This window comes from Allosphingosinicella sp. (genome assembly GCF_036403745.1).
Lineage (GTDB): Bacteria > Pseudomonadota > Alphaproteobacteria > Sphingomonadales > Sphingomonadaceae > Allosphingosinicella.
Genome location: NZ_DASWQI010000028.1, coordinates 39,121 through 54,452, shown reverse-complemented (window position 1 = coordinate 54,452; position 15,332 = coordinate 39,121). Strand labels below are relative to the sequence as shown.

Genomic DNA, 15,332 nt, shown 5'->3' with positions numbered 1-15,332 from the left:
GTCGCTGGACAGGGGCGGCGCCGGACGCCAAGGAACGGGCATGGACTCCCTCGTCTCCACCGAATGGCTGGAAGCGGAGCTCGGCGCGCCGGACCTGGTCGTGCTCGACGCAAGCTGGTTCCTGCCGGCCGCCCGGCGGGACGCGCGCGGGGACTATGAGGCCGGTCACATACCGGGCGCCATGTTCGTCGACATTGACGGCGTCTCGGACGAGACGAGCCCCTATCCCCACATGCTGCCGCCGGCGCACAAGCTGGCAAGCCGGATGCAGGCGCTGGGCGTCGCCGACACCTCGCGCATCGTGATCTACGACGACAGCCCGCTGCACAGCGCGGCGCGGGTGTGGTGGATGCTGCGCAGCTTCGGGGCTCGGCGGGTGGCATTGCTCGACGGCGGCCTCTCCAAATGGCGGGCGGAGGGGCGGCCGCTGGAGAGCGGGGTGCCGCAGGTCCGGCGCGGGCATTTCACGCCGCAGCTGGCATCCCATGCGGCGATCGATAAGGCTGAGCTGCTCGGGCTCGCCGGCGCCGGTGAGGCGGAAATCGTCGATGCGCGCGGGGTGGCGCGCTTCGCCGGCGAGGAGCCGGAGCCGCGGCCCGGGCTCGCCTCGGGGCACATCCCCGGAGCCAAGAACCTGCCGCAGGGCGAGCTGTTCAACGCCGACAATAGCTGGAAGCGGGGCGAGGCGTTGCGCGCCGCATTCGAGGCGGCGGGAGTGGATCTGTCGAAGCCGATGGTGACGACTTGCGGCTCGGGCGTGACGGCGGCGGTGTTGCTGTTCGGCGCCCAGTTGCTCGGCAAGGACGACGTGCGGCTCTACGACGGCAGCTGGAGCGAGTGGGGCGCCGATCCGGCGCTTCCCAAGGCCACGGGACGGGGATGACGGACAGGAAGCCCGATACGAACCTCGTCCATGGCGGCCGGCGGCGCGAGTGGCGCGGGCGGATCGTCAATCCGCCGGTGCACCGCGCCTCGACGATCCTGTTCGATAGCGTGGCGGAGTTGCGGGCGACGGCGCCGGGATTCGGTGTGCCTTATTACGGCCTCCACGGCACCCCGACGACCTGGGCCCTGGCCGAGGCGCTGACCGAGCTGGAACCGGGCGCGGCGGGGACGATGCTCTATTCCACCGGTCTCGCCGCGGTGACGGCGGCGTTGCTAACATTGCTTTCGCCGGGCGACGAGCTGCTCGTCACCGACACCGTCTACGGCCCGACCCGGCGTTTCTGCGACGGTTTCCTCAAGCGCTTCGGCGTCGCCACCCGCTACTACGAGCCGATGATCGGCGGCGGCATTGCCGGGCTGATCGGCGATCGCACGCGCGCGATCCTGCTCGAAAGTCCCGGCTCCAACACGATGGAGGTGCAGGACGTCCCCGCTATCTGCGCGGCCGCGAAGGCAGCGGGCGTCGCCACCCTCATCGACAATACCTGGGCGACGCCGCTTTTCTTCCCCGCCATCGCGGCGGGCTGCGACCTCTCGATCCTCGCCGCGACCAAATATGTGGGGGGCCATGCCGACGTGATGCTCGGCTCGGTCACGGCCAATGCGCAATGGTATGCGAAGCTCGAGCGGACCAGCTGGGACCTCGGCCATGCGGTCAGCCCCGACGATGCCTGGCTGGGGTCGCGGGGGCTGCGGACCATGGCGGTGCGGCTGCGCCAGCATGAGGCGAGCGCTCTCAGGGTCGCGGAGTGGCTGAAGGGCCGCCCGGAGGTGGCGCGGGTGCTTCATCCGGCGCTGCCCGATTGCCCGGGGCACGACATCTGGAAGCGGGACTTCAAGGGCGCCTCGGGCCTCTTCTCCTTCGTCTTCCGCGGTGGGGACGATGCGGCGCGGGTGCGGTTCATCGACGGGCTCGAGCTGTTCGGCATCGGCTGGAGCTGGGGCGGCTATGAGAGCCTCGCGGTGCCGCACGACCCGCAGCCGCTGCGTACCGTCACACGTTGGGAAGCGGAGGGGCCGCTGGTCCGGCTCCACATCGGCCTTGAGGATCCGGACGACCTCATCGCGGACCTCGAAGCGGGCCTGCGGCGTTACGCCGCGGGAACATGAGGACGATCTTCGATACGTTCGGCGTCACCTGGCCGAACTATTCCGACTGGGTCTCGGCGGGCGCCGCGCTCGTCATCCTCGTGCTCGTGTGGTTGTCGGCCGCCGCAGTGGGACGGTGGATCGGGCCGAAGCTCTCCGGCTTCTGGACTCGCCATGGCGGCGCGCGCGGGGAAGAGCTGTCGCGGCAGACTGGACCCATCGTCCGCTACCTCGCCTTCCTCGTCGCCGCGGGGATCGCGCTCAACGTCGATGCCTGGCGGCCGCTTGCCCTGATCGTCTTCGGGATCGCCATTGCGGTGGGGGCGGCGTTGCTGGTCCTCACCTTGGCGCGGGGGCTGCAGCTGGCGCGGTGGATGGCGTGGCTGCTCGCCGGCTTCGCCTTCGTCGGCCTGCTCGGCCGCTCTGTCGGCAGCTTGCGCCCGCTGACCCGGCCGTTCGACCGGATCGGTTTCTCCGCGGGGAAGGTCCACATCACCCTGCTGACTTTGGTGCAGGCGGTGATCGTCCTCCTCGCCCTCTACGCGGCGGTGAAGCTTTTGAACCGCATCGCCGCCCAGTCGATCCGGCACATGAAGGAGCTCGACCCAACCCAGCAGCTCCTCGCGCAGAAGCTTGCCGGCGTGGCGATCGTCATCATCGCCTTCTTCGCCGGCATCGACCTGTTGGGCATCGACCTCACCGCGCTCACCGTCTTCTCGGGCGCCTTCGGCCTGGCGGTCGGCTTCGGCCTTCAGAAGACCTTCGGCAACCTCATCGCCGGCATCATCCTCCTCATGGACCGCTCGGTGAAGCCGGGCGACGTGATCACGGTCGGGGATACGTTCGGGCACGTGACGAAGATCGGCGTGAGGGCCGTCTCCATCGTCACGCGGGACGGGAAGGAGCATTTGATCCCGAACGAGAATCTGATGACAAAGGAGGTCGAGAACTGGTCCTATTCGAGCCGCGACGTGCGCATCCATATCCCGGTCGGCATCAGCTACGATTGCGATCTCGCCAAGGCGCAGAAGCTGATGGTCGAGGCGGCGAAGGAGGCGAAACGGGTGCTGAAATCGCCCGCGCCGAGCGTCTGGCTGCGCGCGTTCGGCGAAAGCACGGTCGACCATGAGATCCTGCTCTGGGTTGGCGATCCGGAGGCGGGCCTCGGCAGCGTGCGCTCCGAAGTGCTGAACCGGGTGTGGGTCCTGTTCAAGGAGAACGGGATCGTCCTCCCCAACCCGCAGCGCGACATCCACATCAAGGATTGGCCCGCGAGGCTCGCTGCCCCGGCGGGGAAGGGCTCAGACGCCGACGCTGGCGGCGAGTGACTTCAGCGCCTTCCGGAGCGCGTCGCCGAGCACGCCTGCCGCCGCCGCCGACGGCCGTCCGCTGTCGCTGAGGCGGAGCAGGGTTTCCACGCCCGCTGCCGCCCAGGCGGCCGTCTCGCCGGCGAGGCGGTCGAAGCGGCGCTGCACGACGGGCGCGGCATGGGCATAAGCCGCGCTCACCCGCGCCGCCTCGTCCAGCCCCGCATCATGCACCGGCGCGTGCTGGCGCCCGGCAATCTCGTCGATCAGCGCGAGCACCTGGCGCAGCTGTGCGACCTGCCCGCCGGCATCGGCGAGCCCGGGCATATAGGCGTGGGTCGACTGGTGCGTCATCGCGCCCGCTCATAGCCGCGGTGCGGCTAAGGAAGCGCTAACGGCGAGGACAGGAAGGGGAGAAGGCCCACCCCCGGCCCCTCCCGGGAATCCGGGAGGGGAGGAGTCGGTGCCGACGTCGAGGAGGAGTTCCCCTCCCGGATATCCGGGAGGGGTTAGGGGTGGGCTCTTATTCTAGTCTTGCGCTTATTGCGGCGTGGTGGCCGTGGCGTCCTTGCCGGCGCCGGCGGGGGCGTTGAGGATGGTCTGGGTGACCGCGCCCTTGTCGACGACGTTGGTGTTGGGATCGCCGGCGACCGAGCGGGCACCGAGCGCGGCGCGGTCGCTGCCGGCGGCGTCGAGCAGGCTCGACTCGCTGCGGCTGCGCGGCGCGGGACCGCCGAACAGGGCCTCGAGCGCCTGCGTGCGGGCGTCCGCGGCCTGCGGGGTCGGATCGCCGGCGCGGGGCGGGGTGAGGCTGTAGTCCGGCGGGATGACCAGCGGCTGGTTGCGGGCGACGGCGAACTCGTCGGGACGCTCGCGGCCGGCAATGCCGTGCCGGGCGCAGCCGCCCAGAAGCAGGGCCGCAGCCGTAGCGGTAAGGCCGATCGTCACGATACGCATTGTCACTTGTCCTCCGAGGGCGTTTTCCGGTCGCGCGTCAACAGCGCCCGGACCAGCAATAGCAGCACGCCGATGGTAATGGCAGCGTCGCCGACATTGAAGACCAAAAAGGGGTGGATGTCGCCGAAATGCAGGTCGGCGAAGTCGACGACATAGCCGAGCCGCACCCGGTCGAGGATGTTGCCGAGCGCGCCGCCAAGCACCAGGGCGAGGGCGAGCGCGTCGTCGCGCCGCTTTTCGCGCCACATCCAGGCCAGCACGAAGGCGGAGATGCCGGCGGTCAGCAGGACCAGGATCCAGCGCATCGCCTGGCTTTCGGCGGTGAGGAAGCCCATCGACACACCGCGGTTGGGCGTGAAGAAGAAGCGGAAGAAGGGCGCGATGTGGATGCCGTCCTCGGGAAAGGCGCTGCGCGCCTCGAGGCGGAGCGGGTGGACGACGATCCACTTCACGATCTGGTCGACGACCAGCACGGCGGCCGCGACCGCAAGGCCGATTGTGCGGTTCCTCCGCACGTCGCCGTCGGCGCTCCGTTTCGTCCCTGCCCGTGCCTCAGCCATTCACCACCTCCCCGGAACCGCCGGCCTTGCCCGCGCCGGGCCGCAGCAGCGCGCGGACCAGCAACAGCAAGACCCCAATCGTGATCGCGGCGTCGCTGACGTTGAAGACCAGAAAAGGGCGAAAGCCCCCGAAATGCAGGTCGGCGAAATCGACGACGAAGCCGAGCCGTGCCCGGTCGGCGATGTTGCCGAGCGCGCCGCCGAGGATGAGGGCGAGGGCGGCAACATCGTGGCGGCTTTTCTCCCGCCACATCCAGGCGAAGACGAAGGCGGCGATCGCCGCGGTCAGCGCGACCAGCACCCAGCGTTTGGCCGGGCTCGCGGCGGGGAGGAAGTGCATCGAGAGGCCTGGATTCTCGGTGTAGAGGAAGCGGAAGATCGGGAGCAGCACGATGCCCTCGCCGCTTATGGTCCGCTCGACGAGGTGGAGGGGATTGAGGACCACCCACTTGGCGAGCTGGTCGGCCGCCAGGGCCGCCGTCGCGATCCACAGGCCGAGGGCGCGATGGCCGCGCGCGGGCGCCTCGCCTCCCCCCTCTGCGAGCGCCGCCTCAGCCATTCACCACCTCCGCGCAGCGGCCGCACAGGCCGCCATCCTCGTCGACTTCCGGCATGTGGCGCCAGCAGCGGCCGCATTTCAGCCGTTCCGTACGGGTCACTTCGATCCGGTCGGTGTCGCCCGCCTCCAACTCCGAGACGATGTAGATTTCCTTCAGCACCTCCTCGTCGAGGTCGATGGCATTCTCCTCGTCCTGCGGGACGAGCACCCGCGCCTCGAGGCTGGAGCCTATGACCTTCTCGCGCCGCAGCGGCTCGATCGCCTCGGTGACCTGTTCGCGCGAGGCGCGGACCAGCGCCCATTTCGCGCCCAGCGCATCGTCGCGCCAGGCGGCGTCGATCTCGGGCCATTCGAGGAGGTGGACCGAGGCTTCACCCGGATAGCGGGTCAGCCACACTTCCTCGGTGGTGAAGCAGAGCACCGGCGCTAGCCAGCGCACCAGCGCGTGGAACACCGTGTCGAGCACCGTCCGGTACGCCCGCCGCTTCGGCGACGAGGGCGCGTCGCAATAGAGGCTGTCCTTGCGGATATCGAAGAAGAAGGCGGAGAGGTCGTCATTGGCGAAGGTGGCGAGGAGCCGCGTGTAGCGGTTGAACTCGAACCCCTCAGCCGCCGCCTTCAGCTCCGCGTCGAGTTCGGCGAGGCGGTGCAGCACCCAGCGCTCCAGCTCCGGCATTTCGGCCGCCGGAAGCCGCTCCGCGGTGTCGAAATCGGCGAGGGCGCCGAGGAGGTAGCGGAAGGTGTTGCGGAGCTTGCGGTAGGCGTCCGAGGTGCCGGCGAGCACTTCCTTGCCGATGCGGACGTCGTCGAAATAATCGGTCGAGGCGACCCACAGGCGCAATATGTCGGCGCCGCTCTCGCGGATGACGACCAGCGGATCGACCGTGTTGCCGATCGATTTGGACATCTTGCGCCCGTCCCGGTCGAGCGCGAAGCCGTGGGTCAGCACCGCTTCGTAGGGCGCGCGGCCGCGGGTGCCGCAGCTTTCCAGCAGCGACGACTGGAACCAGCCGCGATGCTGGTCGGAGCCTTCGCAATAGAGATCGGCGCGGACCCCCTCGCCGTAGCGGGCCTCGACCACGTAGGAATGGGTCGCGCCGCTGTCGAACCAGACGTCGAGGATGTCGGTGACCGGCTCATACTCCTCGAGGCTGTAGCCGTTGCCGAGCAAAGCCTGGTGGTCGGCCCCGAACCAGGCGTCGGCGCCGCCCTCGTGGAAGGCGCGGATGATGCGGCTGTTGACCACCGCGTCGCGCAGGTAATCGCCGGTCTGGCGGTGGACGTAGAGCGCGATCGGCACGCCCCAGGCGCGCTGGCGGCTGATCACCCAGTCCGGCCGCCCCTCGACCATCGAGCGGATGCGGTTCTTCGACCGCTCCGGCACCCAGCGCGTGTCCTCAATGGCCGCGAGGGCGGTGGCCCTTAGCCCCTGCTCCCTCTCCCCTTCAGGGGAGAGGGTCGGGGAGAGGGGGCGTGCGCGACCGGACTGCCCCTCTCCTTCGCCGCTGCGCGGCTCTTCCTCTCCCCTGAAGGGGAGAGGGGAACCCATCGGAATGAACCATTGGGGGGTGCAGCGGAAGATGATCTTGGCCTTGGAGCGCCAGCTGTGCGGGTAGGAATGGCGGAAATCCGCCGACGCCGCGAGCAGCGCCCCCGCCTCGCGCAGGTCCGAGCAGATCGGCCCCTCCGGCGCGTTGAACTTCGCGTTGATCACCGACCCGCCGCCGGGCAGCCAGCCCCAGTCGCCCCGGTAGAAACCGGCGTCGTCGACCGCGAAGACGGGATCGATGCCGTTCGCCTTGCAGAGCAGGAAATCGTCCTCGCCATGATCCGGCGACATGTGGACGAGCCCGGTGCCGGCGTCGGTGGTGACGAAGTCGCCGGGGAAGAAAGGGCGGGGCTTGGCGAAGAAGCCGCCGAGCTTGTGCATCGGGTGGCGGGCGACGGTGCCGGCCAGATCCGCTCCGGAGACAGCTTGCAACGGTACGAGCTCGTCGCCGATTCGGCTACCGAGAGAGCCTAGTAGCTCTAATCCCACCAGGTATCGACATCCGTCGTCGTCACGCTTGCGACAAAGTCGATATTCAACATCCGGCCCGTAGGCGATCGCCTGGTTGACGGGGATCGTCCACGGCGTGGTGGTCCAGATCACCGCATGGGCGCCGATCAGCTCCTGGATGGGGCTATGGGTGATCTCGAACGCCACGTCGATCTGGGTGGAGGTGATGTCCTCATACTCGACCTCCGCATCGGCGAGCGCCGTCTTCTCGACCGGGGACCACATGACGGGCTTGGCGCCGCGGTAGAGCTGGCCGCTTTCGGCGAACTTCAGCAGCTCCTCGACGATCTTCGCCTCGGCCTCGAACTTCATGGTGAGATAGGGGTCGTCCCACTCGCCCATCACGCCGAGGCGCTGGAACTGCTCGGCCTGCACGCGCACCCATTTCTCGGCGTAAGCGCGGCATTCGGCGCGGAATTCGCGCGGCGGGACGGCGTCCTTGTCGAGCTTCTTCTTGCGGTACTGCTCCTCGATCTTCCACTCGATCGGCAGGCCGTGGCAGTCCCAGCCGGGCACGTAGGGCGCGTCCTTGCCGAGCAGGGATTGCGAGCGCACGACGATGTCCTTGAGGATCTTGTTCATCGCGTGGCCCATGTGGATGTCGCCATTGGCGTAGGGCGGGCCGTCGTGGAGGATGAAGCGGGTGCGGCCGGCGCGGGCTTCGCGCAGGCGCTGGTACAGCCCCTCGGACGCCCAGCGCGCGAGGATGGCCGGCTCCTTTGCAGCGAGGCCGGCTTTCATGGGGAAATCGGTCTTCGGCAGGAAGACCGTGGAGCGCCAGTCTCGTGCGATGGCTTCGGGCGTTTCGGACATTGGTCCGCCGCTTAGCGGGGATCGGCGGGGATGGGAACCACCCTGCCTCCCCATCCTTCAGGATGGGGAGGGGGACCAGCGAAGCTGGTGGAGGGGTAGTTGGCGCGGGCGTTATCGGCGTCGCGCGGGAACCGCTCACTTCAGGGCAGCTACCCCTCCACCACCTTCGGTGGTCCCCCTCCCCGCCGCTTCGCGGCAGGGAGGCAGAAGGGTTACAGCCCTGGATCCCTGTCCCGGCTGAGCTCGTCGACTTCGCTCATGATGCTGGCGAGGGCGGAGATGCCGTCGGTTTCGTGCTCCCTCCGGCTCGGCAGCTTGCCTTCGCTCAGGAGGTGCTCGAGCGCGACGCGGCCGCGGGCGACGCGGCTCTTGATCGTGCCGACCGCGCAGCCGCAAATCTCCGCCGCTTCCTCATAGGCGAAGCCGCCGGCTCCGACCAGGATCAGGGCCTCGCGCTGCGGCTGGGGGAGGTGGAGGAGGGCGCGCTGCATGTCGGTCAATTCGACATGGCGGTCCTGGCTCGCGGGCGCCGCGAGCAATTTGGACGCGGTGATCTCGTCCCACTCGCCCTTGAAGCGGGCGCGGCGCATCTGGCTGAGGAAGAGGTTTCGGAGGATGATGAAGGTCCAGGCCCGCATGTTGGTGCCGGCCTGGAAGCGCTTGCGCGCCGCCCAGGCCTTCAGCAGCGTCTCCTGGACGAGGTCGTCGGCGAGATCGCGGCTACCCGACAGCGAGCGGCCGAAGGCGCGCAGGTGTGGAATGACCTGCGCGAGTTGGTCCTTGAACTCGTTGTCGGGAAGCGGGACGGGCTCCGGGCGCGGAGCGTCGAACTCTTCTTCTTCGTCGTCTGTAATGACAGGCTGGCTCAAGCTGCCCCCGTTCGTGCAGGCTGGACTGAATTCAGTCATGCGATCGTTGGAACGCGCACGGCGCCCCCCTCTCCCGACATGTAGGCGTTCAGCGCCAGACCAACAATATGATGAGGAAGGCGAGGATCACCAGCCCCAGCGACACGGGGAGGATGACCCTCACCATGTGGTTCGACTGGCCCGCGCGCGCACGCGTGGTGTCGATATGCCGTTCGCCGTCGCGCATGAATCCTCGGTTCCGTTCGTTTCAGGCGGGCAACGCCCGCTGGCGACTCGGGTTCCCGAACTTGTTCGTCAGGCCGGCAGCGTGGCGTTGTCGAAGAACAGAGCCTGGGCGATCGCCGCCTTCACCGTCGAGCGCTGGAACGGCTTGGTGATGAGGAAGGTCGGCTCCGGCCGCTCGCCGGTCAGCAGGCGCTCCGGGAAGGCGGTGATGAAGATCACCGGCACCTGGAACTCGGCGAGGATGTCCTTCACCGCGTCGATGCCCGAGCTGTCGTCGGCGAGCTGGATGTCGGCGAGGACGAGGCCCGGCCGCCGCGCCAGCGCTTGCGCCACCGCTTCGTCGCGGGTGACGGCGACGCCGGTCACCTGGTGGCCGAGGTCGCGGACGATCGTCTCGATGTCCATAGCAATGATCGGCTCGTCCTCGATGATGAGGACTTCCGCGCGCGTCTGGCGCTCGATTTCGGAGAGGGCCTCGGCGACCAGCCGTTCGACCTCGTCGGGCGCCGCTTCGATCAGATAGCCCGCGTCCTCCGGCGTGAAGCCCTCCATCGCGGTCAGCAACAGCGCTTGGCGGGACAGCGGGGTGATCCGCGACAGGCGCGCCTGGGCGACGCCTTCGGGATTGTCGAGGCCGAAGGAGCCCGGGTCCTCTTCGATATTGGCCGACGACCAGATGGCATGGAAGGTCCGGTAGAGGCCGAGGCGCGGATCGACGTCGCGCGGGAAGTCTCCCGGCGCGGCGACGATCGCTTCCAGCGTCGCGCGGACGAAGTTGTCGCCATGCTGCTGGCTCCCCGTCAGCGCGCGCGCATAGCGGCGCAGGAAGGGAAGGTGGGGGGCGAGATCCTGTCCAAGCGACATGTTCGTTACGACTCCTGATCGATTTTGCCGTGTCTATTGAGAGGCTGCCCGCCGCATTGCAACCCCGCCTCAGGCAGGGGCCGCAACGCCGCGCGCGGACAGGAAAGGGCCCTGCTTGCTCCCGCTCGAAGCGTTGGAACCATCGGCTGACTTTTTTGTTTCACGTGCGACTGCGAGCCCTTATGGCGCGCGGCACCACTCTGCGCACCCGTCGAGCGGCGTGTGCCTGGGGGCAAAGTCTTTTTGCACGAGAGCAGCGGGCGCGGCGCTGCCGCGAGGGGTTTGAGATTGAGCTTCGAAGACGACAGGGACCGGCGGCGCAAAGCCGAAAACGTTTCGCAGCCGGACATGGTGGAAGCCCCCAAGCCGAAGAAGAAGCGCGGGTCGAGCCCCGAGGTCGGCCACGCCTTGCGCGCCGCCTATCAGCAGGCGGTGAGCGAGGACATTCCGCCCGAAATGCTCGATCTGCTCGGCAAGCTGGGCTGATCCGGCAAGGCGCTGCGGCGTTGCCCGGGCCGTCTCAGCAGCTTAAGAGCCCGCACCTCCACCGCGACGGAACCACGTGAACGGCAAGGATCAAGGCTGGCTCGGCGCGCGCTTGGCCCGGATGTCCACCGGGCTGAAGATGCTGCTCATCCTCTCGGCCGCGCTGCTGCCGCTGGGACTCGTGGCGATCTGGGCCTCCGTCCACAACGCCCAGCAGAAGAATGCGCAGCGCCGCGACGAGACGATGGCGCGGCTCGAGATCAAGGCGCAGCGGCTGAACGCGGCCTTCTCGCGCGCCATCCTCACCGTCGGCACGGCCAGCGCGGCGATAAGCACGGCGCCGAACCGGCTCGAAGTGTGTGAAAGCACCCTGGAGCGGCTGGAGGGCGGCCCGGTACCCGCCCGCTATGCCCTCTATGCCGGTGGGACCAAGCTGGGCTGCGCCAGCGAAGGCTTTGCAGCGCCCGAGCAGGTCCTGCACGCCTCCCATGACGGCGTCCGCGCCGAGATCGCGCCGGACGGTTCGGCGCTGCGTCTCTACGTCTTCGGCGAGAGCGGCGCCATGGAGGGCATCGTCGAACTGGGCCGGGAGGCGCTGACCGGCCTATCCTCCATTCCCGGCACGAGCCGCAATTTCGACCTCGACCTGACGCAAGGGGCGCGCACCATGGTGCTGCGCCGCGAGTTCCAGGACGGCCCCCTCGTCCAGACCTATCGCGGCGCCGAGTCGGTCGCCGGCGGCCAGCTGCAGTTGCGGATGACCTTGGGCGTGCAGCGGATCGGCATGGTCGATTTCCTGATGATCGTGCTTCCGGTGCTGATGTGGCTGTTCGCCGCCTTGATCGGCTGGCTGATCCTCCAGCGCCTGCTGCTGCGCCCGCTCGCCCTCGTCCAGCGCGCCGTCTCCGCATACCGGCCCGGCGACCGTCAGATCGCCCTGCCGCAGGTCGCAAGCCCGGCGCGCGAAATCGGCGAGCTCGGCGCTGCCTTCGACCAGGTCGTCCAGACGGTGAGCCGTCACGAGGCCGAGCTCGAAGCCGCCGTCGAGCGCCAGACCCGTCTCGTCCGCGAGGTCCACCACCGGGTGAAGAACAACCTCCAGGTCGTCGCCTCCCTGCTCAACCTCCACGCCCGCGGCGCGCCCAACGAGCAGGTCTCGGCCGCCTATGCCTCGATCCAGCGCCGGGTCGACGCGCTCGCCGTCGTCCATCGCAACCATTATGCCGAGCTCGAGGAGAATAGGGGCGTCGCGCTCAAGTCGCTTATCTCGGAACTGGCGGCCAATTTGCGCGCTACCGCCCCCGCCGCCGCGAGCGGCATGGCCATCCGCCTCGACCTCGCGCCTTATTACGCGACGCAGGACGTGGCCGTCTCCGTCGCCTTCCTCGTCACCGAGATCGCCGAATATGCGATGCTGTGCGGTGCCGCCTCGGTGGCGATCGCGCTCGAGGATGGCGAGACGGCCGGCACGGCGATGCTCATCATCGAGTCTGAGAGCCTGCGCAGCGAAACGCCCTGCCACGAGATGCTCACCGAGCGCTTCCAGCGCATCGTCACCGGCCTCTCGAGGCAGCTGCGCTCCGTCATCTCCCGCGACGAGACGGAAGGCCGCTACGCGCTGGCCATCGCCGTCGTCGACAAGGCCGAGCAGGTCTAGCCGCTCAGGACGGATGCCCTTCGGCTTCCTTGGCGTCGGAATAAGGCGGGCGGCCCTGGCTCTCCTCGTGCGCCCGCTGGAGGTCGGCAGCGCCTTCGCCGGTGTCGGCGGCGACCTTCGTGTTGCGTTCCTCGTCCTGGTGGACGCCGTCGAGATCGCTGTGCGGCGTGGATTCCGGGGGCTTGGCCATGGCTTTAAGGGCTCCTTTGCCCGACCAACCGGCAGGAGCGACGGCGGGTTGCGAAAAAAAATTTGTCGGCGGCAATTTTTTCGCGGTTCCGGCGGAACCGACTTTGCGGTTCGCCGTTATGCTGTTCGGATAGTGACCTTTTGCCCCCCCGCTCTCGCTATCCAACAGATGAGCCCGGACGCGCCAACCTCCCCCCCCCCGGTGGCGCCTCCGGGCTCAAATTTGTCTGGAGCCTCAGAGTTCCGGCACGGAAAGGCGGCTGAGAGGCCGCCTTTTTTGCGTCTCTCGGCCGTCCGTCCCTCGTAGGGTCGTCAGTCGCCCGCCCGTCGGTCGCGGACGGGCGCCGCGGCGTCGAGCATTTCCCTGACGCGGGTCGCGAGGTCGGCATAGGTGAACGGCTTGGTGAGCAGCTCGATTCCAGGATCGACCCGGCCGCGGTGCACGAGGGCGTTGCGGGCATAGCCGGTGGTGAAGAGCACCGGCAGAGCCGGGTGCAGCGCCCGCGCCCGCTCCGCGACCGCCTCGCCGGTCATGCCGCCGGGCAGGACGACGTCGGTGAAGAGCAGGTCGACCCTGCCGTCGCCCGCTTCGAGGAGCCGTAGCGCCGCCGCCCCGTCCTCCGCTTCCAGCACCTCATAACCGAGCTCGCGAAGCACCTCCGCCGAATACAGCCGCACGTCGGCATCGTCCTCACAGACGAGGATCGTCTCCTCGCGCCCGGCGGACGGGACTGTCGGCGCGTCCTCGGCGCGTTCGGCCTCCGCGGCTGACACGGCGAGCCGGGGGAAGTACATCGCGACCTCCGTGCCCGTGCCCGGCTCGGACGTGATCCGGACATGACCGCCGGACTGGCGCGCGAAGCCGTAGACCATCGAGAGGCCGAGGCCGGTGCCCTTGCCGACATCCTTGGTGGTGAAGAACGGCTCGAACACCCGCTCGACCGTCGCCGCATCCATGCCAGAGCCGCTGTCGGTTACGCGCAGGGCGACGCATGGACCGCCGGCGCCGTCGCCGAGGGGCGAGTCGCCCTCCTCCAGCCGCACGTTCGCCGTCTCGATGACGAGCTTGCCGCCGTCCGGCATGGCGTCGCGGGCGTTGACGGCGAGGTTGAGGATCGAATTCTCCAGCTGGTTGGGGTCGACCTCCACCCACCACAGCCCGTCGGCGAGCGCGGTGCGCACGTCCACCGTCTCGCCGAGCGTGCGGTGGATGAGGTCGGTCATGCTGGAGATGAGCTTGTTGAGATCGACCGGCTTCGGCGCGAGCGGCTGCCGGCGGGCGAAGGCGAGCAGGCGCTGGGTGAGGATCGCGGCCCGCTCGGCCCCGCGCATCGCATTGTCGGTCGCCCGCCTGAGCCGCTCCGCCTCCTCCGGCAGATTGCGGCCGAGGATTTCGAGATTGCCGCGGATGATCTGCAGCAGATTGTTGAAATCGTGGGCGACGCCGCCGGTGAGCTGGCCCAGGGTCTCCATCTTCTGCGCCTGGCGAAGGGCCTCCTCGGCCTCGGCGCGGCGGGCAATCTCTTCGGCGACCTTCTGCTCGAGCGTCTCGTTCAATTCGCGCAGCTTCGCCTCGGCCTCGCGGCGGGCGGTGATGTCGCCGACCGCGCCGATCATGCCGGTGACCTGGCCGTCGGCGTCGACGATCGGGCGGGCGACGGTGTTCACCCAGATCTGCCCGCCCTCGGGCCGCGCCACCCGATATTCGACGCTGTAGTCGCTGCGGGTGCGGATCGAGTTTGCGATCGTGTCCGCGGTGTGCGCGGCATCTTCGCCCATGATGAGGGTGGCGAGGTCGCTCCACTTGGCGAGCGGCCCCGGCGCAAGCCCGAACAGCGACGCGGCCTCGTCCGAGAGGGTGACGACGTCGGTGGCGGCATCCCAGCTCCACGCGCCGAGCGACCCGGCGGAGAGGGCGACGCGATAGCGCGTCTCGCTCTCCCGCAACCTCTCCTCCGCCGCCCGCTGCTCGGTGATATCGGTGGCGAGCCCGACATAGCCCGCGAAACCGCCCGGCCCCATGGGTCGGGGGTTGCAGACCGCATGCAGCAGCCGCCACGCCCCGTCGGCGCGGCGGAACCGGGCCTCGAACGTGTAGGGCCCCTTCGTCTCCCACGCGTCGGCGCGGCGGGCGAGAAGGCCGGGCAGGTCGTCCGGGTGGACCAGGCTGGACCAGCCGGCGCCGATCACCTCCTCGGTCCGCCGTCCGGCGAAGTCGAGATAGGCCTGGTTGGCGAATTCGACGCCTTCCTCGCCGGTCACCCAAACGGGGGCAGGTGCGCTGTCGGCCATGGCCTGGAAGCGCGCCTGGCTCTCGCGCAGCGCCTCTTCGGCACGCTTCAGATCGTCGATGTCGGTGCAGGTGCCGTACCAGCGCAGGATGCCGCCGTCGGGGCCCCGCACCGGCCGCGCCCGGCCGAGCACCCAGCGATAGGCGCCCGAGCGGTGCCGGAGGCGATATTCGATCTGGTAGGGCTCGCCGGTCTCGAGGCTATGGCGCCAGACGGACCAGGCGCGATCCTGGTCGTCGGGGTGGAACATGCCGTTCCATTCCTCGCCGTCGGTCGAGCCGGGCGGCACTCCGGTATAATCGTACCAGCGCCGGTTGAAATAATCGTGGAAGCCGTCGGGACGGGTCGACCAGATCATCTGGTCGATCGAATCGGCAAGGGCGTCGAAGCGCGCTTCGCCGCTGCCGAAACCGCCGCCCGCGCCTGCCTTCGTCACGCTTCCCCCACCTCGTGCAAGTCCTT

At 68.9% G+C, this 15,332-nt stretch carries 15 protein-coding genes; 5 read left to right on the top strand and 10 right to left on the bottom strand.

Annotation, left to right across the window (positions count from 1 at the left end; genetic code table 11):
- The first annotated feature begins 40 nt into the window (after window positions 1-40).
- From sseA to VGC56_RS03350, 3 genes are read left to right on the top strand one after another with little or no spacing between them, the layout of a single operon-like run.
- Window positions 41-883: a 3-mercaptopyruvate sulfurtransferase gene (gene sseA / locus VGC56_RS03360; RefSeq protein ID WP_464123288.1), complete on the top strand. Its 843-nt coding sequence runs from the start codon at window positions 41-43 to the stop codon at window positions 881-883.
- Complete coding sequence (gene metC / locus VGC56_RS03355) at window positions 880-2,055, top strand: cystathionine beta-lyase (protein ID WP_464123287.1); 1,176 nt, start codon at window positions 880-882, stop codon at window positions 2,053-2,055. The genes sseA and metC overlap by 4 nt, the downstream gene beginning before the upstream one ends.
- A complete protein-coding gene (locus VGC56_RS03350) occupies window positions 2,052-3,362 on the top strand; it encodes a mechanosensitive ion channel family protein (RefSeq protein ID WP_464123286.1) in 1,311 nt (436 codons plus the stop codon). The genes metC and VGC56_RS03350 overlap by 4 nt, the downstream gene beginning before the upstream one ends.
- Here VGC56_RS03350 and VGC56_RS03345 read toward each other — a convergent pair.
- The 8 genes from VGC56_RS03345 to VGC56_RS03310 form a co-directional block, all read right to left on the bottom strand.
- The gene (locus VGC56_RS03345; RefSeq protein WP_464123285.1) at window positions 3,336-3,695 is read right to left on the bottom strand and encodes a hypothetical protein; all 360 of its coding nucleotides are present in this window, start codon (window positions 3,693-3,695) and stop codon (window positions 3,336-3,338) included. The genes VGC56_RS03350 and VGC56_RS03345 overlap by 27 nt on opposite strands.
- Window positions 3,696-3,881: 186 nt before the next feature.
- Window positions 3,882-4,298: a DUF3035 domain-containing protein gene (locus VGC56_RS03340; protein WP_464123284.1), complete on the bottom strand. Its 417-nt coding sequence runs from the start codon at window positions 4,296-4,298 to the stop codon at window positions 3,882-3,884.
- Between the two features lie 2 nt (window positions 4,299-4,300).
- Complete coding sequence (gene lspA / locus VGC56_RS03335) at window positions 4,301-4,858, bottom strand: signal peptidase II (RefSeq protein ID WP_464123283.1); 558 nt, start codon at window positions 4,856-4,858, stop codon at window positions 4,301-4,303.
- Window positions 4,851-5,417 (bottom strand): signal peptidase II, encoded by a 567-nt coding sequence (gene lspA, locus VGC56_RS03330; protein WP_464123282.1) that lies wholly within the window; start codon window positions 5,415-5,417, stop codon window positions 4,851-4,853. The genes lspA (VGC56_RS03335) and lspA (VGC56_RS03330) overlap by 8 nt, the downstream gene beginning before the upstream one ends.
- A complete protein-coding gene (gene ileS, locus VGC56_RS03325; protein ID WP_464123281.1) occupies window positions 5,410-8,289 on the bottom strand; it encodes an isoleucine--tRNA ligase in 2,880 nt (959 codons plus the stop codon). The genes lspA (VGC56_RS03330) and ileS overlap by 8 nt, the downstream gene beginning before the upstream one ends.
- Before the next feature lie 212 nt (window positions 8,290-8,501).
- A complete protein-coding gene (locus VGC56_RS03320; RefSeq protein ID WP_464123278.1) occupies window positions 8,502-9,158 on the bottom strand; it encodes a sigma-70 family RNA polymerase sigma factor in 657 nt (218 codons plus the stop codon).
- An 88-nt stretch (window positions 9,159-9,246) separates the two neighbouring features.
- On the bottom strand, window positions 9,247-9,384 hold the full coding sequence (locus VGC56_RS03315) for a hypothetical protein (protein ID WP_464123277.1): 138 nt from the start codon (window positions 9,382-9,384) through the stop codon (window positions 9,247-9,249).
- Between the two features lie 68 nt (window positions 9,385-9,452).
- Complete coding sequence (locus VGC56_RS03310; protein ID WP_464123276.1) at window positions 9,453-10,247, bottom strand: response regulator; 795 nt, start codon at window positions 10,245-10,247, stop codon at window positions 9,453-9,455.
- Between the two features lie 288 nt (window positions 10,248-10,535).
- Between VGC56_RS03310 and VGC56_RS03305 the strand changes: the two genes are divergently transcribed.
- A complete protein-coding gene (locus tag VGC56_RS03305; protein WP_464123275.1) occupies window positions 10,536-10,733 on the top strand; it encodes a NepR family anti-sigma factor in 198 nt (65 codons plus the stop codon).
- 76 nt (window positions 10,734-10,809) lie between these two features.
- Entirely contained in the window at window positions 10,810-12,390 is a 1,581-nt protein-coding gene (locus tag VGC56_RS03300) for a sensor histidine kinase (protein WP_464123274.1), read from the top strand.
- Window positions 12,391-12,394: 4 nt separating this feature from the next.
- Here VGC56_RS03300 and VGC56_RS03295 read toward each other — a convergent pair whose 3' ends face one another.
- Both VGC56_RS03295 and VGC56_RS03290 read right to left on the bottom strand, forming a co-directional pair.
- Complete coding sequence (locus VGC56_RS03295) at window positions 12,395-12,580, bottom strand: hypothetical protein (RefSeq protein ID WP_464123273.1); 186 nt, start codon at window positions 12,578-12,580, stop codon at window positions 12,395-12,397.
- A gap of 311 nt (window positions 12,581-12,891) precedes the next feature.
- Window positions 12,892-15,306: a PAS domain-containing protein gene (locus VGC56_RS03290; RefSeq protein ID WP_464123272.1), complete on the bottom strand. Its 2,415-nt coding sequence runs from the start codon at window positions 15,304-15,306 to the stop codon at window positions 12,892-12,894.
- Window positions 15,307-15,332: the final 26 nt, after the last annotated feature.